Annotated in this window: 16 protein-coding genes and 1 pseudogene; 6 read left to right on the top strand and 11 right to left on the bottom strand. The window is 64.7% G+C overall.

The window, feature by feature from the left end; translation table 11 throughout:
- Positions 1-130 precede the first annotated feature (130 nt).
- Complete coding sequence (locus GII31_RS14050; RefSeq protein WP_213244016.1) at positions 131-1,300, bottom strand: Fic family protein; 1,170 nt, start codon at positions 1,298-1,300, stop codon at positions 131-133.
- A gap of 642 nt (positions 1,301-1,942) precedes the next feature.
- Between GII31_RS14050 and GII31_RS14045 the strand changes: the two genes are divergently transcribed.
- Positions 1,943-2,857, top strand: coding sequence for a tyrosine-type recombinase/integrase (locus GII31_RS14045; RefSeq protein WP_213244014.1), 915 nt, complete (start codon positions 1,943-1,945; stop codon positions 2,855-2,857).
- Here GII31_RS14045 and GII31_RS22615 read toward each other — a convergent pair.
- From GII31_RS22615 to GII31_RS14015, 7 genes and pseudogenes are all read right to left on the bottom strand, one after another.
- The gene (locus tag GII31_RS22615) at positions 2,789-3,232 is read right to left on the bottom strand and encodes a head decoration protein (RefSeq protein WP_407649982.1); all 444 of its coding nucleotides are present in this window, start codon (positions 3,230-3,232) and stop codon (positions 2,789-2,791) included. The two genes, GII31_RS14045 and GII31_RS22615, sit on opposite strands and share 69 nt — an antisense overlap.
- Before the next feature lie 64 nt (positions 3,233-3,296).
- Positions 3,297-4,761: pseudogene (locus GII31_RS14040) on the bottom strand (IS3 family transposase).
- A gap of 96 nt (positions 4,762-4,857) precedes the next feature.
- The gene (locus GII31_RS14035) at positions 4,858-5,538 is read right to left on the bottom strand and encodes a hypothetical protein (RefSeq protein WP_213244010.1); all 681 of its coding nucleotides are present in this window, start codon (positions 5,536-5,538) and stop codon (positions 4,858-4,860) included.
- Between the two features lie 155 nt (positions 5,539-5,693).
- Positions 5,694-5,948 carry a hypothetical protein gene (locus GII31_RS14030; protein ID WP_213244008.1) on the bottom strand — a complete coding sequence of 85 codons (255 nt, stop codon included), beginning with the start codon at positions 5,946-5,948 and terminating at the stop codon, positions 5,694-5,696.
- A 10-nt stretch (positions 5,949-5,958) separates the two neighbouring features.
- The gene (locus GII31_RS14025) at positions 5,959-6,519 is read right to left on the bottom strand and encodes a hypothetical protein (RefSeq protein ID WP_213244006.1); all 561 of its coding nucleotides are present in this window, start codon (positions 6,517-6,519) and stop codon (positions 5,959-5,961) included.
- Between the two features lie 59 nt (positions 6,520-6,578).
- Positions 6,579-7,583, bottom strand: coding sequence for an IS481 family transposase (locus GII31_RS14020; RefSeq protein WP_260839994.1), 1,005 nt, complete (start codon positions 7,581-7,583; stop codon positions 6,579-6,581).
- A 66-nt stretch (positions 7,584-7,649) separates the two neighbouring features.
- Positions 7,650-8,237: a helix-turn-helix domain-containing protein gene (locus GII31_RS14015; RefSeq protein WP_213244002.1), complete on the bottom strand. Its 588-nt coding sequence runs from the start codon at positions 8,235-8,237 to the stop codon at positions 7,650-7,652.
- 97 nt (positions 8,238-8,334) lie between these two features.
- Between GII31_RS14015 and GII31_RS14010 the strand changes: the two genes are divergently transcribed.
- Complete coding sequence (locus GII31_RS14010; protein ID WP_213244000.1) at positions 8,335-8,970, top strand: DNA-3-methyladenine glycosylase; 636 nt, start codon at positions 8,335-8,337, stop codon at positions 8,968-8,970.
- A gap of 91 nt (positions 8,971-9,061) precedes the next feature.
- Positions 9,062-9,427: a CAP domain-containing protein gene (locus GII31_RS14005; RefSeq protein WP_260839993.1), complete on the top strand. Its 366-nt coding sequence runs from the start codon at positions 9,062-9,064 to the stop codon at positions 9,425-9,427.
- A gap of 59 nt (positions 9,428-9,486) precedes the next feature.
- Here GII31_RS14005 and GII31_RS14000 read toward each other — a convergent pair whose 3' ends face one another.
- Positions 9,487-10,638 carry an IS630 family transposase gene (locus GII31_RS14000; RefSeq protein ID WP_246221877.1) on the bottom strand — a complete coding sequence of 384 codons (1,152 nt, stop codon included), beginning with the start codon at positions 10,636-10,638 and terminating at the stop codon, positions 9,487-9,489.
- Between the two features lie 91 nt (positions 10,639-10,729).
- On the opposite strand from GII31_RS14000, the gene GII31_RS13995 reads away from it, so the two are divergent.
- On the top strand, positions 10,730-11,095 hold the full coding sequence (locus tag GII31_RS13995; RefSeq protein WP_213243997.1) for a hypothetical protein: 366 nt from the start codon (positions 10,730-10,732) through the stop codon (positions 11,093-11,095).
- Here GII31_RS13995 and GII31_RS13990 read toward each other — a convergent pair.
- Both GII31_RS13990 and GII31_RS13985 read right to left on the bottom strand, forming a co-directional pair.
- Positions 11,092-11,841 (bottom strand): GntR family transcriptional regulator, encoded by a 750-nt coding sequence (locus GII31_RS13990; protein ID WP_260839992.1) that lies wholly within the window; start codon positions 11,839-11,841, stop codon positions 11,092-11,094. The genes GII31_RS13995 and GII31_RS13990 overlap by 4 nt on opposite strands.
- Before the next feature lie 42 nt (positions 11,842-11,883).
- Entirely contained in the window at positions 11,884-13,023 is a 1,140-nt protein-coding gene (locus GII31_RS13985) for an acyl-CoA dehydrogenase family protein (protein ID WP_213243994.1), read from the bottom strand.
- A 160-nt stretch (positions 13,024-13,183) separates the two neighbouring features.
- On the opposite strand from GII31_RS13985, the gene fadD5 reads away from it, so the two are divergent.
- The gene (gene fadD5 / locus GII31_RS13980; RefSeq protein WP_213243992.1) at positions 13,184-14,812 is read left to right on the top strand and encodes a fatty-acid--CoA ligase FadD5; all 1,629 of its coding nucleotides are present in this window, start codon (positions 13,184-13,186) and stop codon (positions 14,810-14,812) included.
- 136 nt (positions 14,813-14,948) lie between these two features.
- Positions 14,949-16,079: an NDMA-dependent alcohol dehydrogenase gene (locus GII31_RS13975; protein ID WP_213243990.1), complete on the top strand. Its 1,131-nt coding sequence runs from the start codon at positions 14,949-14,951 to the stop codon at positions 16,077-16,079.
- The last annotated feature ends 24 nt before the right edge of the window (positions 16,080-16,103 follow it).

The following is a 16,103-nucleotide window of genomic DNA, read 5'->3' as shown; positions in this document are numbered from 1 at the left end:
TGACTCCGTTCGAGGATTCTGTGGAAGGTTGACTCGAAGGATCACACGGTGACCGCTTCCCTGCCCGACAGCTACACGCTGTCAGTTACGGTCCTGGTCACCGAGTTACACCACTCTATGGAGCACTACTTCAGTTGATCGCACGGGCAATTTCATGGGCCCCAAACAATCGGTTCTGGCTCCTGCCGGTTATCTCCACCAAGACCCCGTGGCTTACTAGCTTTGCTATCGCTTGATTGGCCGCTTCGAACGTCTTGCCTATTAGAATGCTTGCGGTTCGTACATCTATTACCGGGTATCCGATCAGGATCTCAGCAATCTCAATCGCTGAACCACGCATCCCGGCGGCGCGCAGCTCGGAAATCATACGATCACGAATCGCCATCAGATGCTGTATCTTATGCAAACCCTCGCGGGCTTGTACAGCTACCGCGTGCGCAAATAGCTCAACCCATGGACTGAAGTCGCCGGTAAGGGTCACATCCATCAACCCCCCTTGGTATTGATCGCGTCGGCTTTCAAACCATGGCGCAATGTTGAGAACGGGCCAGCGCAGCTCGCCCGCTTTCATGAGCTGAAGCATCGACACCAACCGACCCAGGCGCCCATTTCCGTCACCGAACGGGTGTAATGTCTCAAACTGGTAGTGAGCTATTGCTACTTTTGCGACGACCAATAGATCAGTTTCTGCGGCGACCCAGTCTTCCCACGCGCTCACGCCTGCCACCAACTGATCACCGGGCGGGCATGGAACGAATCTGGCCTGTTCGATTGGCCGGTTGTCGGCACCGATAGCGACCTGGTGTGGGCGAATATCGCCAGAGTCAGCAGTTTCACCGCGCGTTCCGCGAACAATCATGTGCTGAAGTGCGCCCAGGTACGCGCGACTGATACGACGGTCAGTGATCTGAGCGCAGGCGGCTTCTGTGGCTGCGACGTAGTTCCGAATCTCACGTTGCTCGGAAGACATCTGACGATCCTCTAGGAAGTCCGCTTCTAGCACATCGTCGAACGACGCGTAGGTACCTTCAAGGGCAGAGGTGCTGGCAGCCTCCTTGCGGATGATCGGACGAACCAGGATCTCGGGTCGTAGTAACTGAGCCACAGCTTCATCCAGTCGAGCGACAGCCGCACCGGCGGCGGCCGCCTTGGAGATGGCACGTGGCGTCAAGGAGGGCATCTCGGGGAGATCGTTAGGTAAGTAGGCCCAGTACTTCCACTCCTGCATCGTTCGTGGATCTATCCCCGAGATGGGCACCAGCTCGCCAATGGGAGACTCTCCGATCGCCTTCACGTCCATAATTCAAGATTAACTCAATTTGCTTGAATCACTCGCGCGGGGTGCAACGTAGCTTGAACGGTAGCCCGTCACGTTCAAGATATGTAACACTTGCTTGAATCACGCCCGTGCATGTTCGAGCATCTGATCGATTGCCCGAGTAGGAAGCGGCCTCGCTCGTTGACCCAGTAGAACCATCCACCAGGAGAGATTCCCATGTCACAGCACCATCCATCACGATCCTGGCGCGGTTGCGCCATGTGCAAACCACACAAGCGCCGTGGTGTCGGCCGCGCCGGACGTGACCCGTTCGCTGTTCGCCGGCGACTCGGTATCGCACGCCGCTACTCGCGTCACCACTGACCGTGGCCCGGCCGCCGCTGCCCCTGGGCACCTGGGGCAAGATCACCCGCACCGAGGTCGGACCCCGGCGGTGGCGGGCCCGCGCGAGCTACCGCGACTACGACGGCCGCACTCGCGTAGTCGAGCGCTTCGACACCAGCGGCGCCCGCGCCGAACGTAAACTCCTGGCCGCGCTCACCGACCGCGCCACGCCCGCGTCGAGACGCGGTATCACTCGGGACACCACCATCGTCGACCTCGCCGACGCATGGATCGCGGCACGCGAGGCCGAAGGAAACACTGAGACCGCAAACGATCACCATGTACCGGCAGTCCATCGACCGGCACGTCCTTCCAGCCCTCGCCGACGTGCGCGTCGGGGAAGCCACCACCGGCCTGCTCGACGCGGTCATCCGCGCCATCGCATCCACCTCGCAGGGCAAGACCGCGCGTGTCGTGCTCACCGGCATGCTCAGTATGGCCGCACGCCACGACGCCGTCGACCATAATCCAGTCCGCGAAACCACACCGCGGACCGTCGCGCCCGCGGCGGCGCGGGCGCTGACCGTCGACGAGGTCGCGCATCTGCGCCGCAATGTCACCTCGTGGGCCGGATCCAACCGCGCCGGACCCGCACGCGGAATGGATCTACCCGAGATCGTCGACCTGTTGCTGGGAACCGGCGCGCGCATCGGAGAGATCCTCGCGCTGCGTATCCCGGACTGCGCGCTCGGGGGCGACCCACCGACCGTCGAGATCACCGGCACTATCGTCGAAGGGAAGCGCCAGCCGGCGCCGAAAACCGACTACAGCTACCGCCGTTTGGTGTTGCCGGGGTTCGCCGCGACGGCGCTGCGCCGGCAGATCGGGCGCGGGCTGCCGACCGACGCCGACGAGCTGGTGTTCCCCTCACGCGTCGGCGGGCCGCGCACCCCGGCCAACGTGCGCAGGCAGCTGCGCGAAGCGCGCAAGGACCGGCCCGGCGACCCCACGGACACCACGTTCGACTGGGTGAGCCCAAAGGCGTTCCGCAAGACGGTGGCAACCGCGCTCGCCCGCGCGGAAGACATCGACACTGCGGCCGCGAGCTCGGGCACTCCGGGTCGGCCGTCACGCGCCGGCACTACCTGGAACGCGCCAGGCTCGGACCGGACGCCCGCGCGGCCCTCAGCGAGTTCTCGCCGGTGGTGGACGCGGGCTGAAAAACCCACCGAAAACCCACGGTTTACCCACTGAAAATGAATGAGAATCACCGCAAAAACTGCACACCTGCGAACAGCCGTACCTGTTTAGAACTTCTGTGACCTGCGCTGATGAGAATAATGGGAACGGTGAACGCCGCAGTACCCTGGCGAGGTTCTCGAACCGGATCTGGACCAGGTCGGCGGCGCCGGCCGCGTCGATCGGGAACGGCAGCTTGGCCGCGTCGACGAACCCGTGCACCAGCACCCCGGAACCGACATGGGTGGCGGTGGTGCCGTTTGACCGGATCACCCGGCAATCGGCGAACAGAATCCCGGCCGCGTCCTCGGTGCCGTTGGATGCGCCCGGATCGTAGGGGCCGGCCTTACCGGTCGCCTCGACGATCCCGACCACGGTCCCGGACCGGATGTACCCGTTCGGGTAGTGCGTTGCCGGAGTCGGAACTTGTCAAGGGGTTTGAGACCAGCGGGTGTTAAGCGGCTGCCGGATTTGTCGGTTCTCGGTCCTCCTGTTCGGGTTGGTTGATCCATGCTGCTTCGGGCATCTCGAGGATCTTCGGGGCGGGGTCGTTTGCACCGCTGAATCGTGCGGGCGTGGTTTGGCGGGCCTGGGCGAGAGTGTCCGAGCGTAGCGCGGCAACGGTCGGTGCATGGCCGTAGTGCACGTCGGCGGGCGTGTGCAGACCGATACCGCTGTGGTGGTGGGCGTGGTTGTACCACTCCACGAACTCGGCCATGAACTTTCGCGCGTGTTGGAGCGACCCGAATCGGGTCGGGAATACCGGCGCGTATTTCATTGTCTTGAACCAGGCTTCGCTGTACGGGTTGTCATTGGACACGTGCGGTCGGGAATGCGATTTGGTGACGTGCAGGTCGGCGAGCAACTCGGGCACCGTCTTCGAGGTCATCGAGGTCCCGCGATCGGCGTGCACCACCTGCGGGATGCCTTGGATGGCAAACACCTCTTGCATCATTTCCTTCGCCAGCGGACCGGATTCATGGGCGTGGACGTGCACTCCGACGATGTAGTGGGAGTAGATGTCGATCATCACGTACGCGTCGTAGTACACCCCGTGTGCCGGGCCGGCCAGTTTGGTGATGTCCCAGGTGTAGACCTGCTGCGGCGCGGTCGCCACCAGTTCCGGGATCGCCGTCGACCGATGCGTGGCCAACCGGCGGCGTTCTTTGACCTGCTTGTTCTCACCCAAGATGCGATACATCGTGGAGATCGAACACAGGTAGCGGCCCTCGCCGAGCAGGGTGGCATACACCTGGGTGGGTGTCGCGTCGACGAAACGGTCACTGTTGGGCACCGCCACCACCGCCGCACGTTCGACCTCATCGAGTCTGTTCACCGGCTCCACACGGTCGCGAACCCGTTGTGCCACAGCATCACAGAGCTCATCGCTGGCGACGGGTGTGGAGGCGCGGCGGGACATGGTGACTCGCGACAGGCCCGTCAACCGGGCAGCGGTACGCCCGGTGGTGCCGGCGGCGATCAGGTCGGCGAACGCGGTCATCACCGCTTGCCGCGTTTGGGTTCGGAATCCGCGCTCTTGGAGATCTGCTCCAAGAGCGCGTGCGCTCTTCCCATGATATCGAGGGCTGTCTGGGTGGTCTCCAACTTGGCGTTAGAGTGGGCCAGTTCCTTTTTCAACCGTGCGATCTCGGCCTGCTCGGCAGTCAACCCCGACCGGCGAGGCGCCCGCGACACCGCAAACATCATCAGCGCCTGAGGACCCCGGCATCACGCAGCCGCCGCCACTCACTCATCAACGACGAATACAGGCCCTCACGCCGTAGGTAGGCGCCGCCCTCGCCGGTCTCACACGCCTTCTCATAGGCCGCGAGGTAGCGCAGCTTGTCCTCGGCGGTGAAGCTGCGGCGCCGCCGCGGCCCGCCGTCCCCGCCCGGGGACTGTTCACTACTACTGCTCATCACCCCATTATCCGGGCCGGTGATAGTGGAAACAGATATCGATACTCATCCTGATCTCGCCCTGCCAAAACGAAGACTTGCTACCAAGCGTTGGTCTCAACTCACCCTGACAGACAGGGAACCCAGCGCCGCGCCGTCTGAGGGCGGCGGCTGGTTGTTGTTGCTCTGACCCCACTGCCGGGAGGGCCCGGGCTGCGCGCCCACGAAGGTCGCCAGATGCGCCCGCAGGCCCGCAGTGTCGAACGTGCCGTCCGAACCGAGGAACTTCGACGCATCGGTCATCGCCAGCACCGCCTTCTGCTGCTCCGGCGACAACCCCGAACCGGCGACCGTGGCCTCGAGCAGTTGCCCGGCCATCTCTCCGCGTATCTTCGTCTCCGTCGCAGCAGTCGCCTCGGCGGTGGCCAGCTCACGCGCGTCGGCGATCGCCTTGTCCGCGGCCGAGAGCTGCTCACGTTCGAGCTCTGCCACCCGATCGGCTGCCGCTTTCGCCGCCTCCGGGGTGATCCCGCCGAACTTCTTGAGCTGCTCGGCCTTACGCCGATCGTGATGCTTGAAGTAGGCGAGCTGCTGCTCGACCGTCATCTCCGCGATCGGCGTGTTCTCCGGAAACCCACGATCCACCGGCGGCTGCTCGCCGCCCTGGTCGCCGGCGGCCGGCGGTGCGCCACCGTCGTGGTCACCGCTGGCGCCGATGACGGGCCAGATAGGACCACGCTTGGAGAAACCAATCGCCCGAACACCGGTGATCGGGTGCAGTGGCAATTCTTGGGGCATGACAACAACCCCTCATGTCGAGGGGAATGAACAAACGAGATGCCCGATGACGGGCGAAACCCCTCACCCCGGACCGAGGGAGGGGAAGACCTGTAGATATAAAAGAACCCCGCACCCAATGGGTTACGAGGTTCTCGGTGCGCCTTGTGTGGTTCCTATGATGCGACCGCGTGACGGTCGCGCAAGGTGCGAATCGCCGCCAGGGTCTCCTGCGTTGATCGTGCACCGGGTCGGAGCATCCGCCGGGCCAGGTCCTCAATACTGTCGACGGCGCTATCGCTAAGGGTCACTTCATTCTGAACTGCGGTGTTCACCGCAGCGAGAAATTCCAGAAGACTGTCGCGATAGTCGGGGACTTCATCGACGCCGACTGCGGCATACAGAACGCGTGTGGCTTCGAAACAGTCCATACGAGTCATCCTACCCCTCGTCCGGTTCCCACGCGTTCAGGAAGCGCAGGTCGAGCGGCACCAGCCCTCCATCTCGTCCGTCAGCGTCGTTGCGACGAACTTCATCCCCGTTTACCGGGTGGACAGTGCGCGGGGTGCCCCAGCGGTCAACTGCTACGTCGGCAATCACTCGATTGCTGCCAATATTCACGAGCCCGCGGAAAACGTATGACTGGTGCACTTCATCCAATCTGACCATTGCGTAGTTCGCCAGCACCGCGTCATGGACCTCTTGCAGGTCCGCCAGCGAATCAACGGCAACTGGAAACTTGGTAGCGCGAGGGACCCTTGAATCGTGACGGTGCCCGCCGCCCGAATGCCCGGTGCCTCTGAAGTGCTCCTCATCCCACTCTCCGAGCTCCGCGATGTCGTCGCGGCGGAACGGTACCCAATCGGGGAACTCGCGGCCACCCGGATCACCAAAACCTGTCCGGCCTCCGCCAGTCCCGTCATCACCGCCACCACCACCGCCTGCGGTCTGCCCGCTGCGACGATTGGCGTCTTCATCTCGCGCTGGCCGCTGTGGCGGCACGCTCGACTTCCGAGGCATCGCCCCGGGCGACGGGCGGCTGGCGCCAACCCCCGCGGCCTCTAGGTGTACTTCCCCGTGAGGTTGTGAACGCGGTCTGAGGGGACTTGGCCTCCGATTCCGGTGTGGGGTCGGTGGTGATTGTAGTGGTGCAGCCACGCGGTGTAGGCGGTGGTGCGTTCGGCTTCGCTGGTGTAGGGGCGGGCGTAGGCCCACTCGGCGGCCAGGGTTCGGTTGAAACGTTCGACCTTCCCGTTCGTCTGCGGCCGATACGGCTTGGTCTTCTTGTGCTTGATCCCGGTCTCGGCCAGTGCCTGGGCGAACGCGTTGGAGCGGTAGCAGGAACCGTTGTCGGTCATTACCGCGGTCACTTCGACGCCGCGCTCGGCGAAGAACGTGTTGGCGCGCCGCCAGAATCTGGCCGCGGTCTCTTTCCGTTCGTCGTCGAGGATCTCCGAATACGCCACCCGGGAGTGGTCGTCGACGGCATGGTGCAGGTAGCGGTAGCCCCGCGAGTGCGGTGCTCCCGAGCGTGCTGCCCGGCCACGGGCCACACCGGCAGTACGGTCCGCGGCCGATCCGCGACCATGAGCACGCCAGCCACCACCGTCGGGGATTCGGCCTTGCTTCTTGATGTCGACGTGCACGAGTCGTCCGGGCCGGTCGACCTCGTACCGTTTCGGTTTCGGTCTGCGCACCGGTAGTCCGGTGGCCTGGTCGATGTTCGACAGCAGCGGCATCCGGTAGCGCTCCAGGACCCGACCGACCGTCGAACGCGCGATACCCAGGTGATAGGAGATCCGGTGCGGTCCCCACCGGCGGGAGTAACGCAGGCAGATGATTCGTCGTTCGGTGCGTCGGGGCAGCCGGGCCGGTGAGCGGGCGGGGCGGGAACTGCGGTCGGTCAGGCACTGGCCGGCGCGGTAACGGTCGGCCCACCGCTTGGCCGTGGCCGGCGAACACTGGAACCGTTCGGCAGCGCGCCGCAAAGACCAGCCCTCATCGATGATCAGGGAAGCAAGACGGCGACGCCCCTCGGGCGTCAACGGTGCGTTAGCGTGAGTCACGAAGACCTCCGTGGCTAGATGGTGAGTGTGGTAACCCACATCCTGCCCGGAGGTCTTCGCCTTACCTCAGATGTTCACAACGTGTCGGGGAAGTACATCTAGGTCGTTGCGGACGGTCTGGTCCGACACTCCGAGCGTCTCTGCGATCTCGGCAGTCGACGCTCCGTCCCGATGCATCTTGGCGGCGAGCTTGCGTCGAGCTGAGGTGGCCCGGGCGCGTTCCTCGCGGGTCTTGTGCGCGGCCTTGGGCACCAAGACCGCGCCGAGCTCGCCGTGCTCGTCGACCTGGTAGCGGGTACGCACCAGCGCCCGCCGGTAGTTGCCCTGTGCGTCGCCGTACAGGCGGGCCAGATCCTCATCGTTGACCATCTTCGGGTCGAAGTCGGCGGTGATCGCCGCGACCGTGCAATGGCACCCCGAGTGGATCGGTTTCAGGTCGCCGATGTTGTAGCGGCGGTTCGCCGCGACCAGACATATTCCGCACGAGCCCCCCTTGGCCAGCTCCGGGTGCACGATGCGCCGGTACCCGAGGACCTTGTCGTCGAGGTCGGCAGCCTGCGCGAGGGCCTCATGCTCGGCGATCCGCTGAGCGAGCATCAGGTTGTCGTCGATGACGCGCGCCAGGCGTTCCTCGGCGGCGGTGTTCGCCTCCACTTCTCACCGGTGGTCGACGCGGTCTGAAAGACCCGCCGAAAGCCCACGGTTTACCCACTGAAAACGAATGAGAATCACGGCGAGAACCGCGTCGCGTATGACACAGTGTGGCGTGGATGTTGACGCACTCAGGGACTCTGATCCGGTGACCGCCGCGAGTCGGGTGCTCGGTGCGATCCTCACCGTCGGTGAGGTTGTCGCGCGGATCGTCGAGGTGGAGGCGTACGGGTCGCCTGCGAACGGTCCGTGGCCCGATCCTGCCGCACATTCGTACCCCGGACCGACACCGCGCAACAGGGTGATGTTCGGGCCGCCCGGAGTGCTGTACGTGTACCTGAGCTATGGCATTCATCGCTGTATGAATGTCGTGTGCGGGCCCGAGGACACCGCGTGCGCGGTACTGCTCAGATCGGCGGAGATCATCGAGGGAGCCGACGTGGTCACCGCCCGGCGGCCGGGTGCACGCCGGGCCGCCGACCTTGCGCGGGGACCGGGAAATCTGGGACGGGCACTCGGAATCGAGCTGTCCGACAACGGGACCGAACTCTTCGATCCGGCGTCGCCGATCAGGCTGGAGTTGCGGGGTGTTCCTTCATGGGCGGCAGGGCCCCGCGTCGGTATCAGCGAGGCGGCCGACCGCCCCTGGCGTCTCTGGTTCCCCGACTCGCCCGCTGTCTCCACCTACCGTCGCAGCCCCCGCGCTACTCCGCCCGACACCGGTGTTCCCGCGTAGCCGCTTTCTATATGAGCCAAACGGATCCCATTGGCGTTCAAGGAAGTCGTTGCGCGCGAACGGGGCAGATGTGACGGGGTAGGTTTGGCGTGTGGAGGATGAGCTGATCGCGTTGGTGAATGTGGCTCGGGGGGCGGACGGGCTGGGGTGGGTGCGGGCCCATGCGGGGCTGGCCGGGTTCGCGAGTTCGCACGCCGAGCGGCTGGCCGACGAGCTGAATCTGTACCACCAGGATCTGACGCCGGTGCTGGAGTCCACCGACCTGAACTGGGCCGCCGAGAACATCGCGTGCGGTCAGCCCGACGCCGCCACCGCACACCTGGCGTGGTGGAACTCGCCCGGGCATCGGGTGAACATCATGAACCCGGAGTTCGACCGGATCGGTGTGGGTGTGTCCCAGGGGCGCAACGGTACGTACTTCTACGTCCAACTGTTCGGTCGGGCGGCCCCGGCTTGATCGTCGTGACAGCCGGTCGTCGTGACAGCTAGTGGTCATCTCCGTTAGTTCGTCGGGGGTCACGCCGCTTGGCGGAGGGTGCCGTCGTTGTTGAGTCGGTTGAGGTGGCGGTTGAGGTGGTCGCGGGTGTATTTCCAGCCGAAGGGTTCAGCGTTCTGGTTGTAGCGGTCCTCGAAGGCGAGGATTCGTTGCGCGAGGTCATCGAGGTCGGTGAAGTCGCCGGTGGTGATGGCTTTGCGTTGCAGGATCGAGAAGTAGATCTCGACTTGGTTGAGCCACGAAGCGTGTACGGGCAGGTGCACCAGGACCGCGCTGGGGAACGCCTCACGCATCCGGTCGATCGATGCCTGCCCGGCGTGGGAGGAACCGTTGTCGACGATCCAGAACACCCGCTTCGCTGAGGCATACGGTTCCTGGGTCATCACTTGTTTCACGAGGTGGGTGAACGGCACGATCCCGGTCTTCGGTGCTGTCATTCCATGCACCTGGGCGTGGTGGACGTCGTAGGCAGCGAAGTAGGCCAGCGTGCCACCGCGGCGGTACTCGAACTCGACTCTGCGTGGTTGCCCTGGTGCCGCGGGTGTTTCGGGGTGACGCCGCCTGAGGGCTTGCAGCTGGGACTTCTCATCGGCGCTGATCACGTATTCATCAGCGCCGAGCTCGACACCGTTGTACTGCCGTTGGTACAGGTCCAGCACCGGACTTGCTTTGACCGCGAAGTCGGGGTCGCGGGGAAAGATCCAGGACCGATGCTGCCACGGCTTGATCGCATCGGCGGCCAACCACCGGCCGATCGTGGACGGCGAGACTGGCCGCACCAGCCCGGCCGCAACCGCGTGTGTGCTGAGTTCGGCGGTCGACCACCTCGTTAACGGCAGATCGTGGTCGGCCGGTCGCGTGCACGCGAGTGCTTTGACCTCGGCAACCTCGACCGGGGTGAACACCGGTGGCCGCCCTGATCGGGGCCGGTCCTTAAGCCCGTCAAGACGCTGCACGCAGAAGCGATGTCGCCAGCGGCGGGCGGTGTCCTCGCAGACCCCCACGTCGCGGGCAATCTGGGCGTTCGCGACACCGTCAGCAGCAGCGAGCACGATCCGGGCACGCAGCAGATCGCGATGGGGGCATTTCGCGGCGTTCGCGCGGCGTGTCAGGACATGTCGTTCTTCATCGGTGAGGACCACGACGTCAGCACTGGTGAGAGTCACATCCATTTCTGACGCTCCGAGCCGCCGGAGGCCAAGACGCCACGCCGACACCGAACAGATCAAGGCAGCACATGACGATGCCACGATGATGAGAATCATGGCGAAGATCCCCGACTCGACCCAGACCTCGCTACGGCAAAAGCTCCTGGCCCGCGCCGCCGAACGCTGGCCCCAGATCCAGACCCTGCACACCCGCTACCGTGCGGGGTTCGCCTACATCGACGCCACCCTCACCGACGGCGAGGAGGTGAAGCTATGCCGGCTGCGCTACGCCGGATCGGCCAACCAATGGGGCTTCGCGATCTACCGCGCCAGCCACAACGACTACGAACAAGCCGTCCTCCCCACCGGCTGGCCCTCAGGCACCCCCGAGCAAGCCCTCGACACCGCCTGCGGCCTCTACCTCAACGACCCCACCACCTGGCTCCCAGACCCCCGACGAACTAACGGCGATACCCACTAGTCCCAGATTCCGGTGGCCTCCAGATGTCTGGTGAGACGGGCAGCGCCATCGGTGAACTGGCGGCGGGTCTGTTCGATGATCTGCTCGCGGTCGCCCGCGCGGTAGGCGGCGATGAGTTTGGCGTGTGAATCCACCGCGACCTCACCCCACTCCGGGTCGGTCGCATACAGCTGAGCGGGGGTGTAGCGGGTGGCGCTGAGCAGGAACCAGGACAGCTTGTCGCTGTCGGCGACCAGGTTGTGGATGCGGTGGAACTCGAACTCGGCGTCGGCCACCTCCGGTCCATCACCCGCGCGGACCGCGGCGGACAGCTTCTGGTTGCACCATTCGAGCTCACCGATTTGCTCGGGGGTGATCGCCGCGGCGGTACGCAGCGCCAGGCGCACCGCGATCTCGCACTGCAGCCAGAACAGATCTTCGACATCGACACGGCTCAGGTCGGCCACGATGTAGCCGCGGTGAGGGGCGAGGTTGACCATGCCCTCCCCGCGCAGGGTGAGCAGGGCCTCGCGGACCGGGGTGACGCTCACCCCGAGCCGCGAGGCCATGTCGTCCATCCTGACGAACTCGCCGGGCCGGATCTCGGCGGTCATGATCGCGTGACGCAGGTGGGCGGCGACCTCCTCGGACAGCTGTGGGCGTTTGCGGATCTTGCCCGCCGATGTCCGGCTGCCGGAGATCTGAGCCGATGCCGTGGGTTGTGCCGTCCCCTGACCCGGCGCGCCTCGACGCGGTGCCACCTTCATGTGCCTACTTCCCATGCGTTCGCGACCCGGCGGTCACCCGGTCTACAGGCCGAAGGTCTTGCCGATGATGTCGCGCTGAATCTCGTTGGTACCACCGTAGACAGTAGAGATGATCGAGGCACGCATCATCGCCTCGGCGTCGAACTCCGTGGCGTAGCCGTAGCCGCCCATCATCTGCATCGCGTCGATGGTCATCTTCTTGGACGTCTCGGTCGCCTTGAGCTTGGCCATCGATGCCTCACGCGGGAGCAGCTTGTCCGGGTTGTCGTCGGCCTTGCGGGCCACCGAGTACACGAGCAGTCTGGTGCACTCGATCTCGGTGGCCAGATCGGCCATCCGGTGGCGCAGTGCTTGGAAGGTGCCGATGGGCCGTCCGAACTGTTTGCGTTCAGTGATGAACTGCAGCGTCTGCGCGAACGAGCGTTCGGCCAGACCGAGCTGCATCGCGGCCAGGATGAGCCGTTCGGTGTTGAGGCCGGCCATCAGCTGGTTCCAGCCGTTGCCGACCTGTCCGACGACGGCCGAATCCGGCAGGAAGCAGTCGGTGAAATACAGGTCGTTGACCTCCCGGCCACCGAGGGTGTCGATGCCACGGATCTCCAGGCCGGCGGTGCCCGCGGGGACGTGGAACTGGGTCAGTCCCTCATGCTTCCGACCGCTCTTGTCGGTGCGGGCGATGAGCAGGATGGACCGGGCGAAGTGCGCATTGGAACACCACGTCTTCTGCCCGTTGATCAGCCAGCCACCGTCCACTTTATCGGCGCGGCAGGTCAGCGCGGCCACATCGGAACCGGCTTCGGGCTCCGACATCGACACCGACAGCGAGTCGCCGGCCACGACGCCGGCGAGCACCTCGCGCTTGAGGTCCTCGGCGGCGAACTTCTGATAGCCGGCCGCGGTGATCAGGGTGGGACCGATACCGCCGATCGGGGCGCCGCCGCGCAGACATTCCTCCAGCAGAATGCACAGCTCGACGTTGCCCGCACCCGCTCCGCCGTACTCCTCGGGCACGACGATCCCGGTCCAGCCGAGTTCGGCCATCTTCTTGTACAGGTCCTGTGAGTGCAGCTCGGCGCCGTGATTTGTCAGCACATCGCGCTGGGCTCGGGTGCCGGTCTCGCGTTGGCAGAAGTCGGCGACGGAGTCGGCGAACGCGCGTTGTTCGGCGGTGAACGCAACCATGGGGGTCCTTCCGGGACAGACGGTGCGGCCTCAGTGGCCGCGGATGATCGTGAGGCTGACTGTAGAACATATATCGTATATGTTCTACCCGGAAAGAGTGTTCCACATCTCATGGACCACGTACCGTGAACCGAACGAATCAGACACACGAGGAGATGCGATGACTTCCACAGACCTGTCGGGTGATGCCCAGCGCCGTATGATCGACGGCCGTGCGGCCGAGCCACTGCGCTCGCGGCGCAACAACTGGAACAATCAGGTCCGCCGACATGCACTGACCACGCCCGACGGGCCCGCCCTCAAGTACGCGGGCAAGGTGACAACCTGGTCCGAGCTCGACGCCCGCTCGCATGCGTTCGCCGCCGCCCTGCACCGGCGCGGTGTCGGCTTCGGTGACCGGGTGCTTCTGCTCATGCTCAATCGCTCCGAGTACGTCGAGGCGATCTTCGGTGCCAACATTCTGGGTGCGATCGCGGTGCCGGTGAACATCCGGATGGCACCCGCCGAGATCGCGTTCCTGGTCGCCGACAGCGGGGCCAAGACGGTGGTCACCGAGACGCTGCTCGCGCCGCTGGCCGGAGCGGTCCAGGCCGCCGCGGGTCTGGAGCAGATCATCGTCGTCGGTGGATCGGAGTCGCCCGATCACCTCGACTACGAGGAACTGCTGGCGGAGGGGGCCGACGATCTGCCGGAGATCGACGTGCCCGAGGAGTCGGTCGCGCTCATCATGTACACCTCGGGAACCACCGGAAAACCCAAGGGTGCCATGCTGACCCATCAGAACATGCAGGCGCAGGCGGTGACCTGCCTGCGGGTACTGCAAACCAGCTCCGACGATATCGGCTCGATGGTGGTGCCGATGTTCCACATCGCCGCGATCGGTGCGATGTCGGCGTTGTTCTACATGGGTGCGCTGTCGGTGATCCACCCGCTCGGTGCCTTCGACCCGGACGAACTGCTCGACGCCCTCGAAGCCGAACGCACCACCTCGATCTTCCTGGTGCCGGTGCAATGGCAGGCCGTGTGCGCGGCACAGCAGGCCAGGCCGCGTGATCTGGCGTTGCGCATCATCAGCTGGGGTGCCGCCCCGGCGTCGGATACCGTGCTCAAGGCGATGGATGCGACCTTCCCGCAGGCGCTCAACGTCGCGGTGTTCGGCCAGACCGAGATGTCGCCGATCACCTGTGTGCTCGAGGGCAAGGACGCGCTGGCCAGGCTCGGTTCGGTGGGCAAAGTGATTCCATCGGTGACCGCGCGCATCGTCGACTCGGCGATGAACGACGTCGCCGACGGTGAGGTCGGTGAGATCGTGTATCGCGGACCGAATCTGATGCTCGGCTATTGGCAGAACCCCGAGGGCACCGCCGATGCGTTCCATGACGGTTGGTTCCACTCCGGTGACCTGGTGCGGCGGGACTCGGAGGGATTCATCTACGTGGTCGACCGTGCCAAGGACATGATCATCTCCGGCGGTGAGAACATCTACTGCGCCGAGGTTGAGAACGTGCTGTACTCACACCCGCGGATCCTCGAGGCGGCCGTGATCGGGCGGGCCGATCCCAAGTGGGGCGAGGTCCCGGTGGCGGTGGTGGTCGCCAACGACGGTGGCGATCTGACTCTCGCGGACCTGGAGGAGCATCTGAATGCCAACCTGGCCCGCTACAAGCATCCGAAGGATCTCGTGCTGGTCGCGGAGCTGCCGCGCAACGCCAGCGGCAAGATCGTCAAACCGGCGCTGCGCACGTCGTACGGAAGCAAGGACGCGGGGTTGGCGGACCACGCGGTGTAGGGAAGTTCCCGGCCGGTGCATCGACAACTAGAACACGTTCCATTTCCGTCGAATAGTGGCTAGGGTCTTCCTATGTCACCCGCCGACGTCGGCGGGGCGCGGCGCGGGTGCCGCGTTATCGATGTGGAGGTAAGTAGTGAAGACCAAAGGTGCGCTGATCCGGGCACACAACGAGCCCTGGGAGATCGAAGAACTCGACCTGGGCGATCCGCGTCCGCACGAGATCAAGATCCGCATGGAAGCCGCGGGCATGTGCCACTCCGACCATCATCTGATGACCGGCGGCATTCCGATGGGCGGCTTTCCGATCCTCGGAGGCCACGAGGGCGCCGGCGTGGTCGTCGAACTCGGCGAGGGGGTCACCGACTTCGAGGTCGGTGACCACGTCGTGCTCTCGTTCATCCCGTCGTGCGGCAAATGTTCCTCGTGCAAGCGCGGGTTGGCCAACCTGTGCGACATGGGGGCGCTCCTCCTCCAGGGGGAGGCCGTGTCGGACAATACGTTCCGCATTCACACCGCGAAGGGTGAGAATGTGTACCCGATGACACTGCTGGGTACCTTCTCGCCGTACATGGTGGTGCACGAGGCGTCGGCGGTGAAGATCGACAAGGACATCCCGTTCGAGGTGGCCGCGCTCGTGGGTTGCGGCATACCCACCGGCTACGGATCGTCGACGCGTAGCGGCGACGTCCGGCCCGGTGAGGATGTCGCGATCGTCGGCGTCGGGGGTGTGGGTACCGCCGCACTGCAGGGTGCCGTCATCGCCGGTGCCCGGTACGTGTTCGCGATCGACCCGGTGCCGTGGAAGCGTGAGCAGGCGCTCAAATTCGGTGCCACGCACGCGTTCGAGTCGGTTGCCGAGGCATCGGCGAAAATCGCCGAACTCACCTGGGGGCACATGTGTCACAAGGTGATCGTCACCGTCGGCGAGGTGCACGGCAAGGATGTGGACACCTGGATGGGCATCACCGCCAAGGCGGGTACCTGTGTGCTGACCGGGATGGGCAACATGATGGACAGTGAGGTGACGCTGAATCTGGCCATGTTGACGCTCCTGCAGAAGAACCTGCAGGGCACCATCTTCGGTGGGGCCAACCCCAAGCTCGACATCCCACAGCTGCTGTCGATGTACAAGGTGGGCAAACTGAACATCGAGGACATGATCACCCGGCAGTACCGACTTGACCAGATTAACCAGGGTTACCAGGACATGCTCGACGGGAAGAACATCAGAGGTGTGATCCGGTACACTGAAGAAGATTGGTGATCGTATATCCGGTACGCTCACTGA

This window comes from Gordonia pseudamarae, assembly GCF_025273675.1.
Taxonomy (GTDB): Bacteria; Actinomycetota; Actinomycetes; order Mycobacteriales; family Mycobacteriaceae; genus Gordonia; species Gordonia pseudamarae.
Note: the sequence above shows the minus strand (reverse complement) of the source record. Positions and strands in the feature narration are given on the sequence as shown.